The organism is Flavobacterium sp. CLA17 (genome assembly GCF_013112255.2).
GTDB classification, from domain to species: Bacteria; Bacteroidota; Bacteroidia; order Flavobacteriales; family Flavobacteriaceae; genus Flavobacterium; species Flavobacterium circumlabens.
In genome coordinates, this window is sequence record NZ_CP068294.1 from 5094172 (window position 1) to 5117659 (window position 23488).

General features: G+C 35.8%; 23 protein-coding genes. 14 read left to right on the forward strand and 9 right to left on the reverse strand.

Translation table 11 applies throughout. From position 1 onward, the window contains the following. Window positions 1-21: 21 nt before the first annotated feature. Complete coding sequence (locus HAV12_RS21025) at window positions 22-750, reverse strand: geranylgeranylglyceryl/heptaprenylglyceryl phosphate synthase (protein ID WP_171571321.1); 729 nt, start codon at window positions 748-750, stop codon at window positions 22-24. A 94-nt stretch (window positions 751-844) separates the two neighbouring features. Here HAV12_RS21025 and HAV12_RS21030 point away from each other — a divergent pair, with 94 nt between their 5' ends. From HAV12_RS21030 to HAV12_RS21040, 3 genes are all read left to right on the forward strand, one after another. Beyond that, a complete protein-coding gene (locus HAV12_RS21030) occupies window positions 845-1441 on the forward strand; it encodes a Crp/Fnr family transcriptional regulator (protein WP_171571322.1) in 597 nt (198 codons plus the stop codon). Window positions 1442-1522: 81 nt separating this feature from the next. Continuing rightward, window positions 1523-1810, forward strand: a complete 288-nt coding sequence (locus tag HAV12_RS21035; RefSeq protein ID WP_132031762.1) for a hypothetical protein — start codon at window positions 1523-1525, stop codon at window positions 1808-1810. After that, a complete protein-coding gene (locus HAV12_RS21040; protein ID WP_171571323.1) occupies window positions 1807-2211 on the forward strand; it encodes a group III truncated hemoglobin in 405 nt (134 codons plus the stop codon). Before HAV12_RS21035 ends, HAV12_RS21040 begins: the two co-directional genes overlap by 4 nt. 96 nt (window positions 2212-2307) lie before the next feature. Here HAV12_RS21040 and HAV12_RS21045 read toward each other — a convergent pair whose 3' ends face one another. After that, window positions 2308-2958, reverse strand: a complete 651-nt coding sequence (locus tag HAV12_RS21045; protein WP_171571324.1) for a 4'-phosphopantetheinyl transferase superfamily protein — start codon at window positions 2956-2958, stop codon at window positions 2308-2310. 293 nt (window positions 2959-3251) lie between these two features. Here HAV12_RS21045 and ahcY point away from each other — a divergent pair, with 293 nt between their 5' ends. From ahcY to HAV12_RS21090, 9 genes are all read left to right on the forward strand, one after another. After that, complete coding sequence (gene ahcY / locus HAV12_RS21050; protein ID WP_171571325.1) at window positions 3252-4568, forward strand: adenosylhomocysteinase; 1317 nt, start codon at window positions 3252-3254, stop codon at window positions 4566-4568. A gap of 209 nt (window positions 4569-4777) precedes the next feature. Further along, on the forward strand, window positions 4778-5317 hold the full coding sequence (locus HAV12_RS21055) for a hypothetical protein (protein WP_171571326.1): 540 nt from the start codon (window positions 4778-4780) through the stop codon (window positions 5315-5317). Between the two features lie 38 nt (window positions 5318-5355). Continuing rightward, on the forward strand, window positions 5356-5640 hold the full coding sequence (locus tag HAV12_RS21060) for a hypothetical protein (protein WP_171571327.1): 285 nt from the start codon (window positions 5356-5358) through the stop codon (window positions 5638-5640). A 10-nt stretch (window positions 5641-5650) separates the two neighbouring features. Continuing rightward, the gene (locus HAV12_RS21065) at window positions 5651-6739 is read left to right on the forward strand and encodes a hypothetical protein (RefSeq protein ID WP_171571328.1); all 1089 of its coding nucleotides are present in this window, start codon (window positions 5651-5653) and stop codon (window positions 6737-6739) included. A gap of 97 nt (window positions 6740-6836) precedes the next feature. After that, window positions 6837-7682, forward strand: a complete 846-nt coding sequence (locus HAV12_RS21070) for a methylated-DNA--[protein]-cysteine S-methyltransferase (RefSeq protein ID WP_171571329.1) — start codon at window positions 6837-6839, stop codon at window positions 7680-7682. 73 nt (window positions 7683-7755) lie between these two features. Then, on the forward strand, window positions 7756-8478 hold the full coding sequence (locus HAV12_RS21075) for an alpha/beta fold hydrolase (RefSeq protein ID WP_171571330.1): 723 nt from the start codon (window positions 7756-7758) through the stop codon (window positions 8476-8478). 2 nt (window positions 8479-8480) lie between these two features. Further along, the gene (locus tag HAV12_RS21080) at window positions 8481-9194 is read left to right on the forward strand and encodes a 2OG-Fe(II) oxygenase (protein ID WP_171571331.1); all 714 of its coding nucleotides are present in this window, start codon (window positions 8481-8483) and stop codon (window positions 9192-9194) included. A gap of 104 nt (window positions 9195-9298) precedes the next feature. After that, window positions 9299-9544, forward strand: coding sequence for an Ada metal-binding domain-containing protein (locus HAV12_RS21085; protein WP_171571332.1), 246 nt, complete (start codon window positions 9299-9301; stop codon window positions 9542-9544). Then, window positions 9531-10139, forward strand: coding sequence for an alpha-ketoglutarate-dependent dioxygenase AlkB (locus HAV12_RS21090; RefSeq protein ID WP_171571333.1), 609 nt, complete (start codon window positions 9531-9533; stop codon window positions 10137-10139). The genes HAV12_RS21085 and HAV12_RS21090 overlap by 14 nt, the downstream gene beginning before the upstream one ends. Window positions 10140-10177: 38 nt before the next feature. Here HAV12_RS21090 and HAV12_RS21095 read toward each other — a convergent pair whose 3' ends face one another. Further along, window positions 10178-10498: an MmcQ/YjbR family DNA-binding protein gene (locus HAV12_RS21095; RefSeq protein ID WP_171571334.1), complete on the reverse strand. Its 321-nt coding sequence runs from the start codon at window positions 10496-10498 to the stop codon at window positions 10178-10180. A 30-nt stretch (window positions 10499-10528) separates the two neighbouring features. Beyond that, window positions 10529-11284, reverse strand: coding sequence for an NUDIX domain-containing protein (locus HAV12_RS21100; RefSeq protein ID WP_171571335.1), 756 nt, complete (start codon window positions 11282-11284; stop codon window positions 10529-10531). A 314-nt stretch (window positions 11285-11598) separates the two neighbouring features. Between HAV12_RS21100 and HAV12_RS21105 the strand changes: the two genes are divergently transcribed. Both HAV12_RS21105 and HAV12_RS21110 read left to right on the forward strand, forming a co-directional pair. Next, window positions 11599-11856, forward strand: coding sequence for a hypothetical protein (locus tag HAV12_RS21105; RefSeq protein ID WP_132031790.1), 258 nt, complete (start codon window positions 11599-11601; stop codon window positions 11854-11856). A gap of 310 nt (window positions 11857-12166) precedes the next feature. Further along, the gene (locus HAV12_RS21110; protein WP_171571336.1) at window positions 12167-14188 is read left to right on the forward strand and encodes a DUF3857 domain-containing protein; all 2022 of its coding nucleotides are present in this window, start codon (window positions 12167-12169) and stop codon (window positions 14186-14188) included. A 65-nt stretch (window positions 14189-14253) separates the two neighbouring features. On the opposite strand, the gene bglX is transcribed toward HAV12_RS21110, so the two are convergent. The 5 genes from bglX to HAV12_RS21135 all read right to left on the reverse strand — a co-directional run bounded on the left by bglX (window position 14254) and on the right by HAV12_RS21135 (window position 23438). After that, entirely contained in the window at window positions 14254-16479 is a 2226-nt protein-coding gene (gene bglX / locus HAV12_RS21115) for a beta-glucosidase BglX (RefSeq protein WP_171571337.1), read from the reverse strand. A 14-nt stretch (window positions 16480-16493) separates the two neighbouring features. After that, window positions 16494-17918 carry a glycoside hydrolase family 30 beta sandwich domain-containing protein gene (locus tag HAV12_RS21120; RefSeq protein WP_171571338.1) on the reverse strand — a complete coding sequence of 475 codons (1425 nt, stop codon included), beginning with the start codon at window positions 17916-17918 and terminating at the stop codon, window positions 16494-16496. A gap of 1 nt (window position 17919) precedes the next feature. Next, window positions 17920-18759: an endonuclease/exonuclease/phosphatase family protein gene (locus HAV12_RS21125; protein ID WP_171571339.1), complete on the reverse strand. Its 840-nt coding sequence runs from the start codon at window positions 18757-18759 to the stop codon at window positions 17920-17922. A gap of 204 nt (window positions 18760-18963) precedes the next feature. Beyond that, entirely contained in the window at window positions 18964-20415 is a 1452-nt protein-coding gene (locus tag HAV12_RS21130) for a RagB/SusD family nutrient uptake outer membrane protein (protein ID WP_171571340.1), read from the reverse strand. A gap of 29 nt (window positions 20416-20444) precedes the next feature. Continuing rightward, window positions 20445-23438, reverse strand: a complete 2994-nt coding sequence (locus HAV12_RS21135) for a TonB-dependent receptor (RefSeq protein WP_171571341.1) — start codon at window positions 23436-23438, stop codon at window positions 20445-20447. Window positions 23439-23488: the final 50 nt, after the last annotated feature.

The following is a 23488-nucleotide window of genomic DNA, read 5'->3' on the forward strand; positions in this document are numbered from 1 at the left end:
TTTTGGTTGTTGTGTAACTCTTTATGCTTCAAAAAAGTGGCTATTATTTTCAAAAGCAGTTCCAATCACTACTAAATCTGCACCTGCATTATATGCTTTTTGAATTCCCTGCAAATCTACAATTCCTCCGCCAACAATTATCGGAATTTCAATATTTTGCGCAATCAACTCAATCATTTCTAACGGAACAGCTTTTTTTGCTCCGCTTCCGGCTTCGAGATAGACTAATTTATTTCCCAACATTTCGCCAGCCAGTGCCGTTGCCAAAACCAGATCCAAATCCTTACGATCCAGAGGCTGTGTTTTACTCACTCTGGCTACAGCCGTTTCATTACCACTTTCTATTAAAATATATCCTGTTGACAGGACTTCGAGGTTTGTTTTCTTCAAAATAGGTGCCGCCTGCACCTGATATTCTATCAAATAATCAGCGTTTCTGCCAGACAATAAGGACAAGAACAAAATAGCATCAGCCTGAGCTGAAATTTGTGACGGATCTCCCGGAAATATAACAACGGGCAAGTTCGTTTTTTGTTTCAATTCCGTCATTAATTCTTCTAAAATAGTAGTCTGGACAATACTTCCTCCCACAAAAATATGAGTTGCAGGTGACTGGTTTATTTTAAACAAAAGAGCCTCTAAATTTTCCCAAACAATTTTATCCGGATCCAAAAGAATAGCAAGCAGTTTTCGCCCATCAATCTTGGCCTGGATAATTTGCTGGTAAATATTCGGTATTTTTTGTCTCATAATCGGGCGTAAAAGTAAAAGTTTTTTAATGCACAAGAACTATTTTGAATGAATTATATTTGCGTAACGCTTTTGACAACCTAAGAAACAAATTATGATTGCTGCCGATCTTTTAGAAAAATATGGTGCCTCAAAGAAATTTTACGAAAAAACAGCAACTGTTTTTGAAGAAGGAAAACTACCAACCCATTATTATCAGATTGTGTCAGGTGAAATCAAAATGAACAATTACAATGATGACGGACGCGAATTTATTCAGGGAATTTTCTACAAAGAGCAATCTTTTGGAGAACCACCCTTATTCTTAAATCAAAAGTATCCTGCAAGTGCTGTGGCTGTTGAAGAATCTCAGATTCTTTGCCTTCCCAGGTCAAACTTCATGAAATTACTGGAGGAGAACCCGGCAATAAGCATTAAAATAATCGAAAATTTAGCCCAGCGACTCTATTATAAATCGGTTATGGCAGCCGAAATGTCTACTCAGGAACCCGAACATCGTGTTTTGAAACTTATTGATCACGGAATAGCCTATTTTAATTTTAAGAAAGATGCAAACGGCTACCTCATCAATTTTACAAGGCAGCAGATTGGAGATTTAACGGGATTGCGTGTAGAAACCGTTATTCGGACTATTAAAACATTGGAAAAAAAAGGTGTTTTGAAGATCATAAACAGAAAAGTATACCGATAAAAAAGTTCCCGTTTTATGATTTAAGTCATAAAACGCAGCGGTATTGTGAGCGTATCTTTGTGGTATAAAAATCTCAATATCATGACACTATATCAAACAACATTCGAAAATTTCAATAAAAGTTATATGGGTTCTGCTGCAATGGCTGTAATTGGTCAGAGCTGTTTAGGAGGCGCTGCCGCAATGTACGTTCTGGCAAATGGAACTTCTATTCTTCAAATGACGCAACTGGCAATTGTTGTCTTAGCCTGTATTTTTGTAAATACTTCAATATTGGCACAAATGAAACACAAAATCGTTTTTAATCTTTTAATTCTAAGTGCATTTTTAAGTGTATCATTAATTGTTTTAAATAATTTTATTCTGTGAAAAAACAAATAGAAAACAGAGCTGATGTTTCTTTTTTAGTACATCAGTTTTATGCTAAGATAAGAGCCGATGAAGAAATCGGCTTTTATTTTAATACAATAATCCAGGATTGGGATGCACATCTGGAAAAGCTAACCGATTTTTGGGAAACGAATTTATTTGCCGTAAAAAAATACAAAGGCAATCCACATGAAGTACACAATGAAGTTGATGCACGTTTTGATGGAAAAATCACCTCAAATGAATTTGGAATCTGGCTTAACTATTGGTTTCAGACTTTAGAAGAACACTTTGAAGGCGAAAATGTCGAAACACTAAAAAGACGCGCCAGAAAAATGGGAACTTTTCTGTTTGTGAGTATGTTTGAGCATCGTAAAAAAATGGCGGAGGCAAACACTTAACTTTGTCAATTGCGGGTAATTTGGCAAAGTGAGATTGCTTCGTTCTTCGCAAAGACTCACTTTGGCGTTTTTTTACTGAAAACTGTGACTCAAAAATCACTTCTCAAAAGCATACACCAAAGTAAACTTTCCTTCAAAATTATCCGATTTGATTTCTTTATAATGCACATCAAAATCTTTAATGAGATCATCAAAATGAAGGCTCGCTTCTGTCTGGTTTTTGTTTAAAGAGAAATCTTCAACCTTAATATGATCCTTAAAGCTAATGCCTTTTTCGTTTCTGATTTTAAAAATGGCTTCTTTAGCTCCCCAGATTACGGTGAGTTTTTTTACATATTCTTCAATGGAATCAGGTTTTAAGTAATCGCATTCGAAATCGGTAAATTTATCGGCAATGCGAATAATTTTTTCCCGTTGTAATTCCATATCAATTCCAACCGTTTCATGACTGATGATGATCGCTGCAAAATGATACGAATGTGTAATCGAAATATAATTATGGCAATCGAAATAGGGTTTTCCAAACTCGTCATAATGCAAATCATGATCCGTAAAACCCATTTCCTGAATCAGCATCCGAACGCTCAGAAAAGCACGCTGATGCATTTGGGATTTCATTCCGTTCAGCCTTTGCTGCGTTTTTTCTTTTAAAACAACTTTAGCTGTTAACTCTTCAAAAGATTCCGTTGTTTCCCAAATTAAAATTTTAGTGGTTTCGTTAAACTGTATGGTCTGAAATAAAGGCATGCTTTTGTAATTATGAATTATGGCTTCGTGGTTTAAACCATATAAGTGATGTGAGTAAATATAATTTGTTCTCTGAAAAAATGTATTAGTAAATTTAAGCAATTAGCAATTAAGTTTGTTATAGAGAGCCTTTTTTAAATGAACTTAGATCACTTATACGGTTAAAAACATTTTACAAACTAATGTTCTAAAGATTAAGAAATTAAACATTTCACAATTCTTACATAAGATAGTAAAAATTCTAAAGTTATTACGTAAATTTGCAAAAATTTTACAATACAAATATACTATAAATGAGTACTACAACTACGCCTTTTGTGGCTTTCAAAGTAAAAGACATTTCTCTAGCGGCTTGGGGAAGAAAAGAAATTGAACTGGCTGAAGCTGAAATGCCAGGTTTAATGGCGCTTCGTGCTGAATATAAAAACGAACAACCTCTTGCAGGTGCTCGTATTGCCGGATGTTTACACATGACGATTCAGACTGCAGTTTTGATTGAAACTTTAATTGCTCTTGGTGCTGAAGTTACCTGGTCTTCTTGTAACATTTTCTCTACTCAGGATCAGGCTGCCGCTGCTATTGCTGCTGCCGGAATTCAGGTGTATGCCTGGAAAGGTCTTGACGAAGAGTCATTTGACTGGTGTATTGAGCAAACATTATTCTTTGGTGAAGACAGAAAACCATTGAACATGATTTTGGATGACGGTGGAGATTTAACTAACATGGTTATTGACCGTTTCCCGGAATTGGTTCCTGGAATCAAAGGATTGTCTGAAGAAACTACAACTGGTGTTCACAGACTTTACGAAAGAGTTAAAGCCGGAACTTTACCAATGCCTGCAATCAACATTAACGATTCTGTTACTAAATCTAAATTTGATAACAAATACGGTTGTAAAGAATCTGCTGTAGATGCTGTACGTCGTGCAACTGATTTAATGTTAGCCGGAAAAAGAGTGATCGTTTGCGGATACGGTGATGTTGGAAAAGGAACTGCTGCTTCTTTCAGAGGTGCGGGATCTATTGTAACGGTTACTGAAATCGATCCAATTTGTGCTTTACAGGCTGCAATGGATGGTTACGAAGTTAAAAAATTAAATACTGTAATTGCTAATGCTGATATCATCATTACCACTACAGGAAATAAAGATATCGTTCTTGGAGAGCACTTCGAGCAAATGAAAGACAAAACTGTTGTTTGTAACATCGGACACTTTGATAACGAAATTGATATGGCCTGGTTAAACAAAAACCACGGTGCATCTAAAATCGAAATCAAACCTCAGGTTGACAAATATACTATCGCCGGAAAAGATATCATCATTTTGGCTGAAGGCCGTTTGGTAAACCTTGGTTGTGCTACAGGTCACCCAAGTTTTGTAATGAGTAACTCATTCACCAACCAGACTCTGGCTCAAATCGAATTATGGAAAAACAGCGCTGCTTACAACAATGACGTTTATATGTTACCAAAACATTTAGATGAAAAAGTGGCTGCTTTACACTTAGCTAAATTAGGCGTTGAATTGGAAACTCTACGTGACGATCAGGCTGCTTATATTGGTGTTCCGGTAGAAGGTCCATTCAAACCAGAGTACTACAGATACTAAATCAATTTTAGATTTAAGATTGAAGTCCCGAAACTTCGGGATTAGATTTTTAATTCATATTCAAACCCGACAGGTTTTAAAACCTGTCGGGTTTTGTTTTTTTAAGTACTCCCATTGCAAAAACCGCGAATTTAACCAGATATTCTATATAGTTGTTAGAATTTAAGTTTTACATTTGAAACACAAATCCCAAGTTATAAAACCAAGTTATGAGAACACGCCTGATTTTAATGTTACTAATGCTCTTGCCATTTTTTACTAATGCTCAATCTAATATGCAAAGACAGATGCAGGTTAATAGCGCAATGTTTAGACAGCAAAACCAAATGTTTCTGCAACAGCAACAACAACAGCGCGATATGTCCCGCATGCTTACTAACATTCAAACTACTGAAGATAAACTGGCAAATGAAGAAAGAAAACTAAAAAAATCACAAACCAAGTTACTAGAAATAGAAACCGATTTAAAATCGAAAAAAGGAGAATTAGCTAATCTTGAAAACAATTCAAAAGATAACAATAGTGATCTTCAAAAAGACATCGAAAAGTCTAAAAAGGAAATTGCAAAGTCTGAAGAAAAATTAAGCAAAACAAATGGCAAAATACAGTTAAGTTCAAAAAAAATTCAGGATTTTCAAAAGAAAATTGAAACTTCTAAAGCAGAAAAAGAAGAACTAGCCAAAAAACACGAAGAGGAGAAAAGAATTAAAAAAGAAGAAAAAGAAAGAAAAGAGAAAGAGAAAAACTAAATTCTTAGTTGTCTTTTTGATAATTGAATATCAATAATATGATCGAAAAAGTTATATGTGAGCAACATGGAACAAAAGAAATGTCTTTCTCCTGTATTCATATTGCAATTGCTTTAGACCAAAAAGAAAAAGTTGGCTTTTTCTTTTCAGAGGCAGAAGATGATCTCCCGCAAATTGCATGGTGCGGAGATTGTGAAAAATGGCTATTAGAGAATGGTGAAGAATGGAATGATGCTTTTGAAACCTTAGCCGATTTTAAAATATTATGTTCTGATTGCTTCGAAGAAGCAAAAGAAAATCAGTTTGGAACTGATAAAATTTAAATAATCCTTCATGAAACAAACTATTTTGGTTTATATATTTCTTTCTTTAAACTGCGGTCTGTTTGCACAAAATAAAGACAGCTGGATTGCATTTTGGGATAAAGACACCACACATATCGGTTTTAAAGACAGCAGTGGCCATATCAAAATAGAACCCAAATTTATGAGTTTAACTATAGCCTATAAATTTGATGCTATTATTGCGGTGGCTGAAGATGTAAAAGATACCTGGAAAAGTTATTATATTACCAAAAACGGAAAAATAGTCGGACTTGACAGCATGTATGTTTACGACAATGGTTTTGATTGCGAAAACGAAGGTTTTATACGCTTTAAAGATCCAAGGACAGACAAAATGGGTTTGTTTAATGGTGAAGGGAAAATCATAATTCCGGCAGAATACAGTGCTTTAACAAAAGTTCGAAACGGAATGATTATCGCGCTGAAAGGTGCTGAAAAGATAAAAGATCCCGGCGGAGATGGCCATTTTAGCTGGGCTGGCGGAAAAGAATATCTCATCAATACGAATAATAAAATCCTAATTGAGAATTTCGGATATAATGACGAGCTGAATTTTTATTCTTTACAAAAATCAAAAGAACCGGGTAAAGAGGAAGTCAGAGAATATTTTCGTGGCATTGATGGCGAATACTATTCGTTTGTCAATTTTGACAAGGAATTCAAATTGTGGCTGAAAACGAATTTGCTTTCCGATTTATCCAAAGACAATTTACTACAGCATTCTTTTGATACCATAACCTACTGGAAAGAGCCGAATGGCTGGACTAAGGAATCGAAAACTAAATTTATCAATCAAAATTATAAATTTATAAAATCTAAACTTCAGGAACTTACCTCAAAAAATTGCGAGTATTTTATTTCAACTGATGGCTTAAACAGGTTTATTTTCGACACAAGCGAATTCGAAACTTATTTCAACAATTGCAATGAACCTAAAGAATGGATATATCCGGTGAAAAATATCGTGATCTCGCCAAAGAATAAATTAGATTCAGGACAAGATCATTTTGAGTTTTTAAGAACTGATAAGGGATATAAACTGATCAGTGTTTCAGCTGCAAAAAACAACCTAAAGTAATTTTTAGTATATTAAAACTCAAAAACAGAACACCGCAAGTTTCGGATTTTATTACTGCAAAAACCTCTTGATATTTGTATTATAAAATGGACCTAAAATGGATACACAGGAAAATATCAATTATAACCGGATTGCAGATGCGATCGATTATATCAAAGCCAATTTTCGCGAACAGCCGAATCTTGATGCCGTTGCCGAAAAAGTACATCTAAGCCCTTTTCACTTTCAGCGTTTGTTTACGGAATGGGCAGGAACAAGTCCGAAGAAATTTTTGCAGTATATCAGTGTCGAACATGCCAAGAAAATCCTGAAAGAAAACCAGCAGGCGACTTTATTTGATACAGCTTACGAAACAGGCCTGTCAGGCACCAGCCGCTTACATGATTTATTTGTAAACATCGAAGGAATGACACCGGCAGAATATAAAAACGGCGGTAAAAACCTTTTCATTAATTATAGTTTTGCCGAAAGTCCGTTTGGGAATATCATTGTAGCTTCAACTGAAAAGGGAGTTTGTTTTATGGCTTTCGCAGAAAATGAAGCCATCGGATTGGAAGATTTAAAACACAAATTTCCGAACGCGACATTTGCCCGAAAACTAGATTTAGTACAGCAAAATGCCTTATTTATTTTCCAAAACGACTGGAGTAAATTGTCTGAAATAAAACTGCATTTAAAAGGAACCGATTTTCAGTTGAAAGTTTGGGAAACCCTGCTTAAAATTCCAATGGGGCAACTTTCTACTTACGGATCGATTGCACAACAAATCGAAAAACCAAATGCCTCAAGAGCCGTAGGAACTGCAATTGGCAGCAATCCGGTAGCCTTTTTAATTCCTTGTCATCGCGTTATTCAGTCTTCTGGAACCTTTGGCGGTTATATGTGGGGTAATACCCGAAAAACGGCTATTATTGGTTGGGAAGGCGCTCAAATTAATTTATAACAGAGCAAGAAACAGATTTTATCTTCTTGGTTTCAACGGTACTTTTGTCTTATCAATAACAAAAAGTACAAAGATGAAAACATTTATTTTAATTCATGGCTCGTGGCATAGCGCCTGGAATTGGCACAAAGTAATTCCGGTTTTAGAAAGCAGAGGACATAAAGCAATTGCCATAGATTTGCCGGGAATGGGAAGAGACAAAACACCGATTCAAGAGGTTACATTAAAAACTTCAGTAGATAAAATTTGCAATTTAATTGATACTTTAGATGAAAAAGTAATTCTTGTCGGACACAGCAAAAACGGAATTATGATTTCGCAAGCTGCAGAATATCGATCTGAAAAAATAGAAAAATTGATTTACCTGGCTGCTTATTTAATTCCGGACGGCAAAACGCAAAGCGAATATTCGGCTCAGGATACAAATGGTGCATTAAAACCTTATGTAACGCGATACCCGGAGTTAAATGCGCATACTTTACAAGCGGAAATATACAAAGAGGGTCTTTATCATGATTGTGATGATTCTATAACGCAGCTGGCAAAATTATTATTAAGCCATGAACCTGTAGCTTCAGGAATTACGCCTTTAGCATTATCGGAAGAAAAATACGGCAGTGTTCCGCGATTTTATATAGAATGTACGGAAGATAAAGCTGTAACACCTTTTATTCAAAGAAAAATGTACACCGAAACTATTTGCGAAAAAGTGTACAGTATGCCAACCAGCCATTCTCCTTTTTTTAGCCAGCCGGAAGAACTGTCTGGTCTCTTTTGTGAAATAGCAACATTTTAAAAATGCAAAATATACCATCAAAAATTGCTTCTCTCAACTGGGAAAGCATCACTGAATCTATGCATGAAAATGGGTTTTCAATTATTTCCAATCTTCTTGATGACGAACAATGTGAAACTTTGAAAGAAGCTTATTCTCATCCCCATTTATATCGAAAAACGGTTGTTATGGAACGCTATCGATTTGGTTTAGGCGAATATAAATATTTCAATTATCCATTGCCCGATTTGATTCAGGATATCCGATCATCGGTTTATCCTAAATTGGCTCCGATTGGAAATGCTTGGATGAAAGCGTTAAATATAAACACTATTTTTCCTGACACACATGAAAAACTATTGGAACAATGTCACGACAATAACCAACTTAAAGCGACTGTTTTAATTTTAAAGTATGGCCACGGTGGATTTAATACTTTGCATCAGGATTTGTACGGTGATGTTTATTTTCCGATTCAAACGGTACTTTTCCTGAACGAACCTGACGAAGATTTTACGGGTGGTGAATTTGTTCTGACGCAACAAACACCGCGAGCACAGTCTAAAGCGATTGTTCTGAAACCTAAAAAAGGGGATATGCTGATTTTTACAACAAATTTCCGCCCCGTAAAAGGAACAAAAGGTTATTATCGTGTAAATATGAAGCACGGTGTCAGCGAGATCCATAGTGGTGAACGACATACACTTGGTATTATTTTTCATGATGCGTTATCTTAATCGAGAGGTACAAAGGCACAGAGGTTCAGAAGTACAAAGTTTTTTGAACATATCCCAAAACCTCTGAACCTCTGTTACTTTGGACCTTTTCACCTTAAAAAAAAATGATTCAACATTCTAAAATTTTAGACTCCGAATTACACCATAAAATTAAAAATGCCGAGATTTGCTTTGGTGGAAACCAAAAGCTAAAAATTTACGGAACACTGAAATGTTCTTCCGGCAAAAGAATGAAACGCGAAAACCGGGTTTTCTTTTGTTCCGAAGAAGAAGCTAAAAAAAACGGTTTCAGACCTTGCGGGCATTGCATGAAAACCGAATATCAAAAATGGAAAAATGGACTTATTTAATCCTGAAATAAACGAAAATACCAATTTATTACCCCAAGACGGAACCGTAAATTATTACGGAAAACTTTTTGAGAAAGAAAAAGCTAATTTCTATCGTGATACCTTATTAAATACAATCGAATGGAAAAATGACGAAGCGATTATCTTTGGAAAATTAATTTTAACCAAAAGAAAAGTAGCCTGGTACGGAGATCAGGAATTTGAATATACGTATTCTAAAACCACAAAAAAAGCCATTCCGTGGACAAATGAGTTATTGGAGCTTAAAGCCGTAATTGAAGAAAAAACAGGCGAAACATTCAATTCGTGTCTGCTCAATTTGTATCATAACGGTGATGAAGGAATGGCGTGGCACAGCGATGCTGAAAAGGATTTAAAGAAAAACGGAGCCATCGCTTCCGTAAGTTTTGGTGCTGAGCGCAAATTTGCTTTCAAACATAAGGAAACCAAGGAAGTCGTTTCTTTAATTCTCGAACACGGCAGTTTACTGGTTATGAAAGACACCACTCAAACACATTGGCTGCATCGTTTACCTCCAACAAAAACAACTGTAAAACCCAGAGTTAATCTTACTTTCAGGACTATTATTGTATAAAAAAGTCAGTAAATCTTAATTCGTAAATAGTAAGGAATCTATTTTTTACCGAATGCTACTGTATTGTACGAAAGCAACAGAGCATCCTGAAACATTTCGATGGGAACTTTGGCTAAATCTACAAAAGTCCAGCCTTGTTTTCCCCATTTGTTTGGAATTGGGTAAAAAATCATTTCGCTTGACGCGCAAAATACAGATTGATCAATTTCGTTCAATTTAAAAACGCCTCTGTTGTTTTTCTCGTCAATTGTGGCAAATATTTTTTTCTTTATCCGGAAGGAAGTCTTCTCAAAATGGGGTTCTTCAGTTGCTTCCGGAAAAGCTAACGCTAACGTTCTGAATGTTTCAATAGTTACCATAATCGTTTCGTTCAAATTAAACTTTTATCCTCACCAACCCTGATTCAAACCGTTTTTAAGGACTTCTTCGTATTTTTCTTTATCAAAAGTGTACAGATTCGGTGCTTTGTGTGCTACGTTGCTTTTCTTTTCGTCCAGCTTATTGAGAATTCCGATGTTGGTTATTTTTCGGAGAAAATTTCTTCTGTCGAGTTTTTTATCTAAAATGGTTTCATACAATTTCTGCAGTTCCGGAATCGTAAATTTTTCGGGCAATAAATTATATCCAACCGGCATTAAATTGAGCTCAGTCCGAAGAGTGTCTAAAGCCTTATCGAGAATCTCTTTGTGGTCTAAGATAAGTTCGGGAACCTCTTGATGATCAATCCATTCTATGATTTCCTGATTATTTCCTTTTTGTGGTACTGCTTTTAGAAAATCTACTAAGGCATAATAGCCAATGGTTACGAATCGCTGGGTGAACCATTTTCCTGCTTCCTCGGGGATTTTAAAATAATCTAATACTGCATTTCCAAAATGTTGATCGTTCCGTTTTACCCTTCCAAAAGTGGCAAATTGCCTTAAAAAAATTCCCTGCATTCCCGTTCGTTCATTTAAAACAGTAACGGCAGCAGTGTCAATATCCTGATTAAGGGGAACAAATCCACCGGGTAAAGACCATTTATTTTCATACGGGGTTTTAATCAGCAGCACTTTAAGCTGATTGTCATGAAACCCAAAAATAACACAGTCAATAGAAAGGCCCGGCTGGTAATTTTCGCTGTTCAATAGTATTCCTTTCAACATTTATATTTTATTAATTCACTATTCGTTCCTTCAAACAAACCTGCAATTTAAGCCATTTTTATAAAAGAAAATATTTTTTTACAAATCACTGTTTATGAGTACCCATTTTCTTAAAAAAACAGAAAAGTGTGTGAATCACAATTTTGACTTAAAATTACAATTGAATTGAAAAAATAAGTACATTGCGTCAAAATAACACACATGATAAAAAATGTTATTATTTTTACCTAAAAGAAAGAATAATACTACAAATAATGCTATATTTGTATTTTCTTACACAAAATTGAAAACTATAAAAAGTTAATGCAGGAGATATGATTACCAATGCGCTAAAAAATATAAATAAAAAAATTACAACTAAAATCTGGACGTCATTCGGATTTGTGTCAAAAACGTATCTTTTAGAGGCTTCTCTAAAGTATAGTGAAGAGCAGGAAAGAATTTTCAATGAAATGATTATTGAAACTGAAGCCAAAGATAAAAAAGCAAAACGTGAAGCTTTTGACAAAGCACTGTACGCCTCGTACAAAGGAATCGGAGCGATGGATTTTATAAATATTGTCCTGAAATAATTTTCAGTTTCAATTTGTTATCCATCGGGCAATTCTTGCTTTTACTTCAAAACAACTGTTTGACGATTACACTTTTCAGGATTAAGGCTATTTCTGTTTTTAGTCGAAATGCGCTTTGCAATTTTCTCAATCCTTTGCAAATTTCTTTAAATTATTGAAGATAAATTTTCTTTAAATTCAAATTACAGCTTATTTATTGTAAGAAAATAAAACTTACCTCAATAATCAATCAGGCTCTGTTACATATTAGTAAAATTCTATATTTTTGTTAGAGACGAAAGATTTTACGTACTCAAATAAAAGCCTTACTATGGAACAAGCCATTCAATCAGAAAATTACAAAATTCAAAAACCGGAACAATGGGCAAGCAATATTAATGATGCTCAGCTTGTTGACTTTATCAAGGAATCTGAATTTTCTCAGAAACAAGCAGATGAAGGACGTGACTACTGCTACTTTTTAGATAAAATTTATTATACTACTGACAACGAAAACAGCGAATATGCTTGTTTAGCCTATACCTTAAACGAACCTTCCAATTTAGAAAGAGCTTCTGTAGTGGATGTCGTGCTGGAGGAAAACGAAACTTATGTGATACACAGAATCAGCGTTTTGAGAGATGGTGTTTTAGTAGATAAAATTCCGGATACCAAAATTAAAATACTGGACAGTGAAAACCAAAGTGGCGGAGGTGTTTTGAGCAGCAACAAAAAAATCAATCTTACCATAAAAGATCTTCGTCTTTATGACATTCTAATTATGGAAGATTCAAGGATTAAAATTTTTACGGAGCGTGATTTTTTACGAAAAGAATTCTCTAAATATGTTTGGGTAGGTCCTGATAGTTATTGGGCTTACGGAAAGTATAAATTCACTTTTAAAAACGATCGTGAAAAAACAATTGCGTACAAAAAAACCTTTTTCAGAGATGAGGACGGAAATGTGCTGGAACCGGAAATTAACTATTTAAAAAAAGGTGATCAATTTGTAATTGAAGAAGATAATTACATCAATTTTGTTGATACCAACAGGGAAGTTTCACCATTTATAGATTTTGCGACAGAAGGCAGCTGGAAAGAATTTTCGAATTATATTTCTCCTATTTATGAGGCTATTTTTGCCAAATCGTCAGTAACTGAATTTGCTCCCAACCTGGTTGAAAAGCTTGATGCAATTACTGATAAAGACGAACAGCTTCAATTTGCGATCGAATATGTGCAAAACCACATTAATTATATCTACAACGCCGATGAAATGAACGGTCACAAACCGCAGGAACCCGCTGTTACTTATGAGAATAAGCAGGGAGATTGCAAAGCAAAATCGGTTTTACTGAAAGTTATTTTAGATTATATCGGGATTGATTCCTCCATTATTTTGGTCAATTTTAGTACCGACTTCTACATGAAGTATTATTTGCCGTCTTTACTGACTTTTAACCATGTAATTGTAAAAATCAATTATAAAGGCGAAAGTTATTTTGTTGATGCAACGACCCGCGATGAATTTGGATTGATCGAGAACCGTGGCTTTATCTATTTCATGCATTATCTGGAGGTTAAACCAAATCTGGAATTACAGATTAAACCACCTCATCGTTTTTCGTATTATGCAGTTGATGAAAAATCAGAACTCTCTGTTGAAAATACTATTGGCAAACTCAAATTAACGACCATCTACAAAGGAAACCGCGCCAATAATATGCGCAAGTACTTTAAAAATACAAACAAAAGAGAAATTATAGACAGCTGGAATAATTTCTTCTTTTATACGCTGAACTACAATAATGACCGAAACGGAACTGATCTTAGAAATATATTTAAAGACGCTGTAATTGAAATTGTCAGTGATGACAAAAAAAGCAATGAATTTAAGATTGAATACAAAACAACTATCGAAAATCCGTATTTTACAGATGCTAAAAACAACCGTTTTTTAATGTATTTCGATCGTAATATCGTGAAGAACAGCGCCAGGGATTTTATACACAAAGACATTACTTTCTGGCACAATTTCGACAATGAAAGATATGAAATTTCTCTTTTCACGGATCAGAAAATAGATGTGACAGAAAAATTCACGATACAGGAAAGCACAATCAATAATCCGTATTTTGATTTTGTAAGCCGTAAAAAAATCAATAAAAACGGAGGAACCATCTTTATTGACTATAAACCTTTAGTTAATTTAGAAATTCCGGAAAAAGACTTTGAAGATTTCAGAAGTGCACATCACGAAGTTGCGGACAGTAATTTTGGAATCGGCGTTGATATTATAGAAGATGGTTTCATGAATAAATTGAAATTCAATTTCAAAAAACATTTTAACTAAGAATCAATTCTTTTTAAATAAAAAAAGCGGAGTATTTACTACTCCGCTTTTTTAAATTTATGATTTTAATTTAATTCAAAATCCGATTTAAGTTTAATATCTGCTGATGAAGATCCAATCATGACTTCAAAATCTCCCGGTTCCGCAATCCATTCTAATTTGTCGTTGTAAAAAGAAAGTTTCTCTTTGTCGATTGTAAATTCGATTGTTTTTGATTCTCCCGCATTTAATTTTACTTTTTGAAAATCTCGCAGTTCTAAAACTGGCCGCACTACAGACCCGAATTTATCTTTTAAATACAACTGAACCACTTCCTCACCTGCCACTTTTCCGGTATTCGATAACTGAAAAGAAACTTTTATCGTTTCATTGCTTTTTATTTTAGTCGAAGATAATTTCAAATCAGAATAATTGAATTTTGTATAACTCAATCCATATCCAAAAGGAAATTTAGGCGAATTTTTCAAATCAATATAAGAAGAAACATAACCTTTTGAATTTTCATCCGCAGGTGGTCTGCCGGTACTGAAGTGATTGTAATAAATTGGAATTTGCCCTACTTCTCTTGGAAAAGTCATTGGCAACTTTCCGGAAGGGTTGTAATCCCCAAATAAAACATCGGCAATAGCATTCCCTGCTTCTGTTCCCAGCCACCAAGTGTATACAATTGCCGGAACATTGTCTGCTGTCCAGTTAAAAATAAGTGGTCTTCCCGCGTTTACCAAAACGATAACCGGTTTTCCTGTTGCCTGAATTGCTTTTACCAAATCTTCCTGGACACCCGGTATATGAAGATCACTTCTACTTTTGGCTTCTCCGCTCATATCGCGTTTTTCACCAATACTCAGGATAACCACATCTGCCTGTTTTGCTGTGGCAACTGCTTCTGCAAAACCCTCTTTATTGTCTCCTTCAACCTCACAGCCTTTCGCATAAAGCAATTTGGTGCTTTTACCTACTTTATTCTGCAAGCCATCCCATTGCGAAACGACCCATTTCTCATAATCCAGATCCGGTAATTCAACGGACCAAAATCCCATATTGGCTTTGTATTCTTTCACCATCGGTCCGATAAATGCAATTGTTTTAAGGTTTTTAGAAAGTGGTAATGTTTCGTTATCATTCTTTAATAAAACAATACTTTTTTCCGCTACTTCTCTGGCTGCTTTTCTGTTTTCGGGATTATTCAGCACTTTTTCAGCTCTCTTTTCATCTGAATATCGGTATGGATCTTCAAATAAGCCCAATTCGAATTTTTTACGAAGAATACGTTTTACGGCATCATCAATCAGATCAACAGAAACTTTTCCTTCTTTTACCAATTCAGCTAAATTATAGCGGTATGCATTACTTTCCATATCCATATCACTTCCTGCTGTAATTGCAGATAGAGCTGCGGCTTTCAGGTCTTTCGAATAACCGTGCGCCACCATTTCCCCGATAGAGCCCCAATCTGACACTACAAATCCCTGAAAGTTCCATTTTCCTTTTAAAATATCACGCTGCAAATGTGCATTTCCTGTCGCGGGAATTCCGTTTACATCATTAAATGAATTCATAAATGTTGCTGCTCCTGCATCTAAAGCCGCTTTAAAAGGAGGTAAATAGGTTTCAAACAGCATTCTTTCACTCATGTCCACAGAATTGTAATCTCTTCCTCCGGTAGCGGCACCATACGCTGCAAAGTGTTTTACACAGGCCATAACCGAATTTAAATCTCCCAATTTATTTCCCTGAAAACCTTTTACTCTCGCGTAAGCAATTTTAGATCCTAAATAAGTATCTTCCCCTGCTCCTTCCATAACTCTTCCCCAACGCGGATCACGCCCGATGTCTACCATTGGTGCAAAGGTCCAGTGAATTCCACTTGCTGCAGCTTCTGTAGCTGCAACTCTGGCAGCCAGCTCTATTGCCCCTAAATCCCAGCTTGCCGCTTCGGCCAACGGAATTGGAAAAGTGGTTTTGTATCCGTGAATAACATCCTGACCAAATAACAACGGAATTTTAAGACGCGACTGCATCGCCAGTTCCTGATATTGTCGTGTATATTTTGTTCCGATGATATTTAACATCGAACCAACCAAACCTGCTTTTATCTCAGCTTGCTTATTGGGATTGATGGTAATTGGCCCCGTTGCAGAATTATCTCCTGTATACTGATTAAGCTGGCCAATTTTTTCTTCAATGGTCATTTTTTTCAACAGGCCATTTACTTTCTGGTCTATTGTTTCTTGTTGGGCTGTCGCAAAGAGCGAAACCATCAGCAAGAGGAATGTGGCATTTTTTTTCATGAATTTAATTTTAGTTACCAAACGTAAGTGGCGACTGCACCAGCGTTTAAAGTAGTGGAAATTTGTTTTTGGTTATATTTGATATTAAATGTTTCTGCTGCGGTTCCATCATTTTCTATCACCAGAACTATTTGTCCGGAGGGCGTTTTGAAAGCGACATTGTGTAGATTACCACTATTATTACTTCCAATTCTAACCGATCCTTCCGGAACAAATTTGGATGCATGGGCAATAATATAATAGCCGACTTCCCTTTTTATGTTTTGGTTTTGATCGATCATTAAAGCGCCTTTACAAGTAGAACAGCCACCTGGTGTAAACGGTTTGTAATATTCGTCATTTGCCAGTCCCCAGGAAAGTGCATTGACGCTCCAGTTACGCATAGAACCGATTACTACATTTTTTACGCTCCACTTCAAATCCGATTCGAAACTACTTCCGGATCCGGTGTATTGTTCTGTAAAATATACGTCTTTGTCGGGAAAAGCATCATGAACTTTTGAAAGCGCACTGATATCGCCTTCGTATAAATGGAATGCGGAACCGGCAACAAAAGGCAGTGCTTTTGGATCATTTAATATCGCCAAAGGATATTCCGGTTTGTTGCAATTGTGATCGTAAACTACGATTTTGGTTTTGATTTTTGCTTTCGCAAAAGTGGGACCTAAATTCGATTTAATAAATTCTGCCTGCTGCAAAGCCGTCATATACATACTAGGATTATTCCCGGGATGCAATGGTTCGTTTTGAGGTGTTATGGCATCAATCACAATGCCGTGCGATTTCATTGCCTGAATGTATTTTAGAAAATATTCCGCATAAACCTGATAATATTGTGGCTGTAAACTTCCTCCTTTTGAGCTTCCGTTGTCTTTCATCCAGACGGGTGGAGACCACGGAGAACCCATAATTTTTATCTTTGGATTTATAGCTAAAATTTCTTTCAAAAGCGGCACCACATCTTGTAGGTCCGGACCAAGATTAAAGTGTTCCAGTTTTAAATCGGTTTGGCCTTCCGGCCTGTCATCATACGAAAAAACTCTTTCATTCAAATCAGAAGCTCCAATACTAATGCGCAGATAACTCAATCCGATAGCGTCTTTTTTGTTGGAAAATAATTCCTCAAGCAGGGCTTCTTTTTTGGCTTTATCCAGTTTTAAAATAGCCTGCGCACTTCCTCCCGTCAGTGAAAACCCAAAACCTTCAATGGTCTGAAATTTTTGAGCCGGATTGACTTCGATCGTTTGGTTTGAATTGATTTCGGTATTAAAAACCAAATCATTTTGCTTTTGCAGTTTAGAGGATTCATCTGTAGTTGTAATCCACGCTTCCGCTTTACCGGAACTGGCCACTGATTGTTTTGAAATTCCACATTTTACCTGAACTGCAATAAGCGGCAGCAAAAGTAAAATCTGTAGTTTTTTGTTGATGTTTTTCATTTTAATCTATTTCTATTAACACAGGTAAATGATCCGACGGATATTTTAAATCTTTAGAATCACTTAAAACTGCGTGTTTTTGAATTTTAAGTCCGCTATTTTTAGAAACAAAAATGTAATCTATTAATAATGTTACCGGTTTGTCGTATTGGAATCCATTGAACGTTCCTGAAGGTCCGAACGGCTTTTCTTTTGAGACAGCTCTGGTGTCATCCATTGCTTTTTTTATTTCTACAATCTGCGGTGTATCAGGTTCTGAATTAAAATCTCCCATTAAAAAAACAGGATATTTTTTCGAATTAATTTCTTTTATTTTAGACAGAATTAGCTGCACACCCTTCACTCTTGCTTCATTCCCCATATGATCGAGGTGTACATTAAAAACCCAAAATATCTTTTTGCTTTTTATATCTTTAAAAAGACCGTACGTACAAACCCTGTTACAAGCTGCATCCCAGCCTTTTGATACTACAGCCGGCGTTTCTGACAACCAGAATGTATTCGATTCCTGTAGCTGAAAGCGGTCTTTTTTATAATAAATCGCACAGGCTTCTCCTTTTCCTTCACTTTCTCTTCCAATGCCAAATTTGTTATAATCCGGCAAAGCCGTAGCGATGTCAGCTACCTGATTTGGCAGTGCTTCCTGTACTCCAAAAATATCGGGACTGTAAAATTGTATCTGAGAAGTAAAAAAATCCTTTCGGTTGGGCCATGCGTTTTCTCCGTCCGAAGCAACATCCAAACGGATATTATAGGTCATAATTTTTAAGTTCTGACCATAAAATGAACTACTTACCAAAAGCAATACCAGTACTATAACAACTTTGTTTATCTTTTTCATGTTAAAAAATTTTTAGTCCTGTAAAGCTACCATTTCATTGGCCTTAATAAAAAAACAATGTTTAAAATTTATGTTAATTATCCCTTTTTATGTCATCCTTTTCAAAGGTTGTTACCCTTGTTTTGTTTTAAATATTCATTATTGTTTTTGAGACCTACAAACAGCTTACCCTCTAAAGTTGATTGTAAGCCGTTTTTTTCCTTTTTAATAACCCGGATTTTGGGTTAAATTAGGATTTGCATCTTTTTTAGTTTGTGGAACTGGCCACAACAATCTATTCTGATTCAGGTTTCCTGCATACGGTAAAATGATGCCTTTCCCATCTTTTTGTTTCGAAAGAATTTCAATTACCTTACCTGTCCTTTTTAAATCAAACCAGCGATGTCCTTCGAAGGCAAGTTCCATTTTTCTTTCTTTAAGAATTAAATCTAATGCATCTCCCTGACTGGCGGCACTAACTTTTGGTAAACCTACTCTTGCTCTTACCTGATTGACTAATGTCATTGCTCCTGCATTATCTCCGGTTTGTGCCAATGCTTCGGCTTTTAAGAGAATAATATCTGCTAATCTTAAAAGATAAAAATTTTGCTTACCATCCGTAATTCGCATTTTATAAGCAAACGGATAGTTGGAAGAGGCCCAATAGTTATCTGTCCAGCTTACATCTTTTCGAATTATTGATGATTTTTCCCTAACGACATCTCCTTCATTTGTAAAGGTTTGGATTAAATCATTCGATGGTGTCATGAATTTCTTCCAGTCTGTTCCATAAAACATTGAGGTTCCCCATGCTCCGATAGGAGATCCCCAGCCTTCTCCATTCGCTTCCCAGATCGATTCAGAATTTCCTTCGTGTGCCGTATCGAAAAGATTATCGTAATTTGTCAGAAGCGTGTATCCTCCTGTGATTACAGCATCGCTATATTGTTTTACTTTTGCCCAGTCGGGATTGTCTTTAGTCGCGTAAACTTTTGCTAAAAGCGCATTTGCAGCACCTTTATTTGCTCTGAATTTATTCGTTGACGCAGGCGCTTTTTGTATGGCTGTTTCGCAATCTGCAATAATGGCTGCATACACTTCTTGTCTGGGCTTGCGTGTAGGATATAATTGCGGATAGACCTCCTCAAAATTATCCTGATTTACATTTACAACTGCTTTTGTCGCAATAGGCACATCTCCCCATAACTGAACCGCATGAAATAAATTTAAAGCTCTTACCAAAGATGCTTCTCCTGTCATTTCTTCCTTTCTGGCTGCCGGTAAATCTTTTGGCTCATCGATATAATTCAAAATAAAATTACACTTATTGATGTTATCATAAATATATCCCCAATCTCTGCTGACATTTGTATTTGTTGATAAAATACGATATTCGTCCTGCTGAAAATTTTGCGTATTATCAGATCCTGCGTAGGCATTATCGGTTTGGGCATCTCCGTTGAAAAAATAATCCAGCTGCCAGTACTCTCCTCCAAAACTTGCATAAACAGAGGTCATTCTGCTTTCTGCCTCCGCTGCGGTTGCAATTACTTTTCCTGTACTTTCAACCGTTGTTTCTGTAGTAGGCTCTGTATTTAAATAATCAGAGCATGAACTTAAACTTAGCACTGTGAAAGCACTAATGATAAGCGTTATATTTTTTATTGTATTTTTCATCTTAATTTCTTTTTATAATTAACAATCGGCTAGAAGCTTGCTTTTATACCAAAAACAAAGGTTTTTACCTGAGGGTATGTTCCTAAATCTATACCGGGAGTAACTCCTTTATTATCATTAAAGGCACCTACTTCCGGATCAAAACCCTTGTATTTTGTAAAAGTGTACAGGTTTTGTGCCGTTGTATATATACTAAGACTATTAAGTCCTAAAATTGGTTTAGTAAATTTATATCCTATTGTCACGGCTTTGATACGCACATAAGAACCGTCTTCTACAAATCTGTCGGAAACATGCAATGCATTAGGATCATTTGCTCTGGGCGTATTGGTCACTTGTCCCGGAGTTGTCCATCTATTTAATACTTCTGTAGATTGGTTTTTAAAATCACTCATCAGGGTTAAGTCCATTCGGGATGCGTTGTAAACGTCGTTACCCTGTGAACCTGTAACCAGTACATCTAAATACGCTCCTTTATAAGAAAAGCTGTTAGTCAATCCGAAAACATAATCTGGCATGGCACTGCCTATTTCCGTTCTGTCGTCAGGGGTTACCTGGCCATCTCCGTTAGTATCTTTGTACAATAATGCCCCTGATGCAGCATCTACTTTATCTACTTTGTAACCGTAAAAAGTTCCCAGCGACCTTCCTTCTTTCAGGCGTACTACTTTTTCTCCGACCGAAGTCAGCGTTTGCAAATCAAGTGTTTTCTGAAGTCCTAATTTGTTTATTACATTGGTATTAAAAGAAATATTAAAATTGGTATTCCATTTAAAATCTCCTTTAAAATTTTGTGTATCGATAGAGAATTCTACCCCTTTATTTTCGATTTCTCCTACATTATAAAAGTACGGCTGACTGAATCCCGGAAAATAAATTACCTGAAGTAAATTTTTAGTATTCTTTTTGTAAACGTCGGTCGTAAATTTGATTCTGTTATTTAAAATGGCTAAATCGAGTCCAATATTAATGTCGGTATTGGTTTCCCATCTTAAATCGCTGTTTCCAATCTGATCTAATGAAGTGCCTCCGTTAATAGGGTCTGTATAATTTAAATCATATGATGAGTAGGCCGGAATTCCGGATACATTACCGGTCTGTCCCCAACCTCCACGGATTTTTAATTGATTTACAACCTTATTTTCTTTTAGGAAATTTTCGTTAGAGATAATCCACGCTGCAGAAACACCAGGAAAATAGCCCCATTTGTTATCTTTACTCAATTGCGAAACACCACTAGCCCTAAAAACTCCGGATAGAATATATTTATTATCAAAGGTGTAAATCGCACGTCCGAAAAAAGATGCGTTTGTTATTTCTTTTTCTCTGACCTGGTTTTCGGTTATTATTTTTGCTTTGTTAGTTTCGAAACTTCGTACAGCAGTATCAAATCCTCTTCCTGAAATTCTTGCCCAGTCTTCTTTATTTTTTTGCACAGAATTTCCAAAAAGTAAGTTTAAGTCGTTTTTGTCTTTTGAAATTTTATATCCCAGCGTATTTTCAAAATTGATATTTACATTTTGGCTATTGGTTACATTTCCATATCCTTTATCTACCGTACTATCGTTATCATTTACACGACCTGCTGAAGAGCGATAGGCATCTACAAAATATTTATCTTCCTGTACTTTTATGTCGGTTGATAAATTGGTTTTCCAAACCAGATCTTTTAAAAGGGTAGCTTCGAATCCGAGATTGCTTAAAACTCTGTTTACATTCGAAATATTTTGTCTCGCCAATAACGAAACCGGATTTTCCCACGCGGATTGATAGGGATTTTTAGCAAATTGCCCCTCTTTGTAACCATCAGTATAATTCCCTGAGGCATCTTTATCCCTTACTTTTAACTCAGAACCATAAGTCGGCATAAAAGCCGGAGTTACAAACAGACTCATTACAGCCCCGCCCTGACCTACACTATTATTATCGCCAATATTACTTAAATCAGAATTGATTATATTAAGACTGGCATTAAGTTTCAGCCATCCGGTAAGATTAGCGTCTACATTTAATTTTCCTGAAAGTCTTTTGTATTCCGATGGACTGATGACTCCATTTGTGTTTTGGTACCCCAAAGCTCCGTATATTCTCAGATTATCTGTTCCTCCAGCATACGAAAAATTATAATTCTGATCTACTCCGGTATCCAACACCTGATCTGCCCAATTGGTATTGATCCCTTCATAACGGGGATTATTTGCATTGGAAAGATAGGAAGGATTGATCTCTGATAACATTGTTTTGTATTGTCCTAAATTTAATACGTCAATATTTTTTACGACGTTAGAAATACCAACAAAGGAGTTAAACTCAAATATATTTTTGTTTGCTTTTCCTCTTTTTGTGGTAATAATTATTACTCCTGATGCTCCATTGACACCATAAATGGCGGTTGCGGAAGCGTCTTTAAGTATTTGCATATCTACGATATCATCTGTGTTTATACCGTCAATATTAGTCGTTTGTATTCCGTCAATAACATACAGGGGGTTATTTCCTGAATTAATCGAATTCAAACCTCTAATCCTGACATCTAAACCTGATCCGGGTTTACCGGAAGGCTGAGTTACCGTAATTCCTGCTGCATTTCCCTGTAAGGCCTGTGCTACAGAATATATGGGTCTGTCTGCAAAAGCATCTGCCCTCACAGTAGAAACGGCGGTGGTGAGTTTGCTTTTCTTTTGAGAACCGTAACCTACATTTATGACCACTTCTTTCAATGATTGTAATTCAGGTTCTAATTGAAAATCAATTTTTGTACGGTTGTTTACCATTTCATTAACCGTAACATATCCCACATAACTCACAATTATAACCCCGTTTGTCGGTGTTTTTAATTGAAAATTTCCATCCATATCTGATATTGTCGATCTGGCTGTCCCTTTTAATGAAACAATAGCATTTGAAACAGGCATTCCTCTTTCGTCCTTTATCCTACCACTCACGGTAACATCCTGAGCCATCGCAATAAGCGAAAACAACAAGGATGTAATGGAAAAAATAAGTGATTTTGTGAATTTCATCTTTTAAGATTTAAATTAATAATAATGTAATAATACTACAATATTACTAA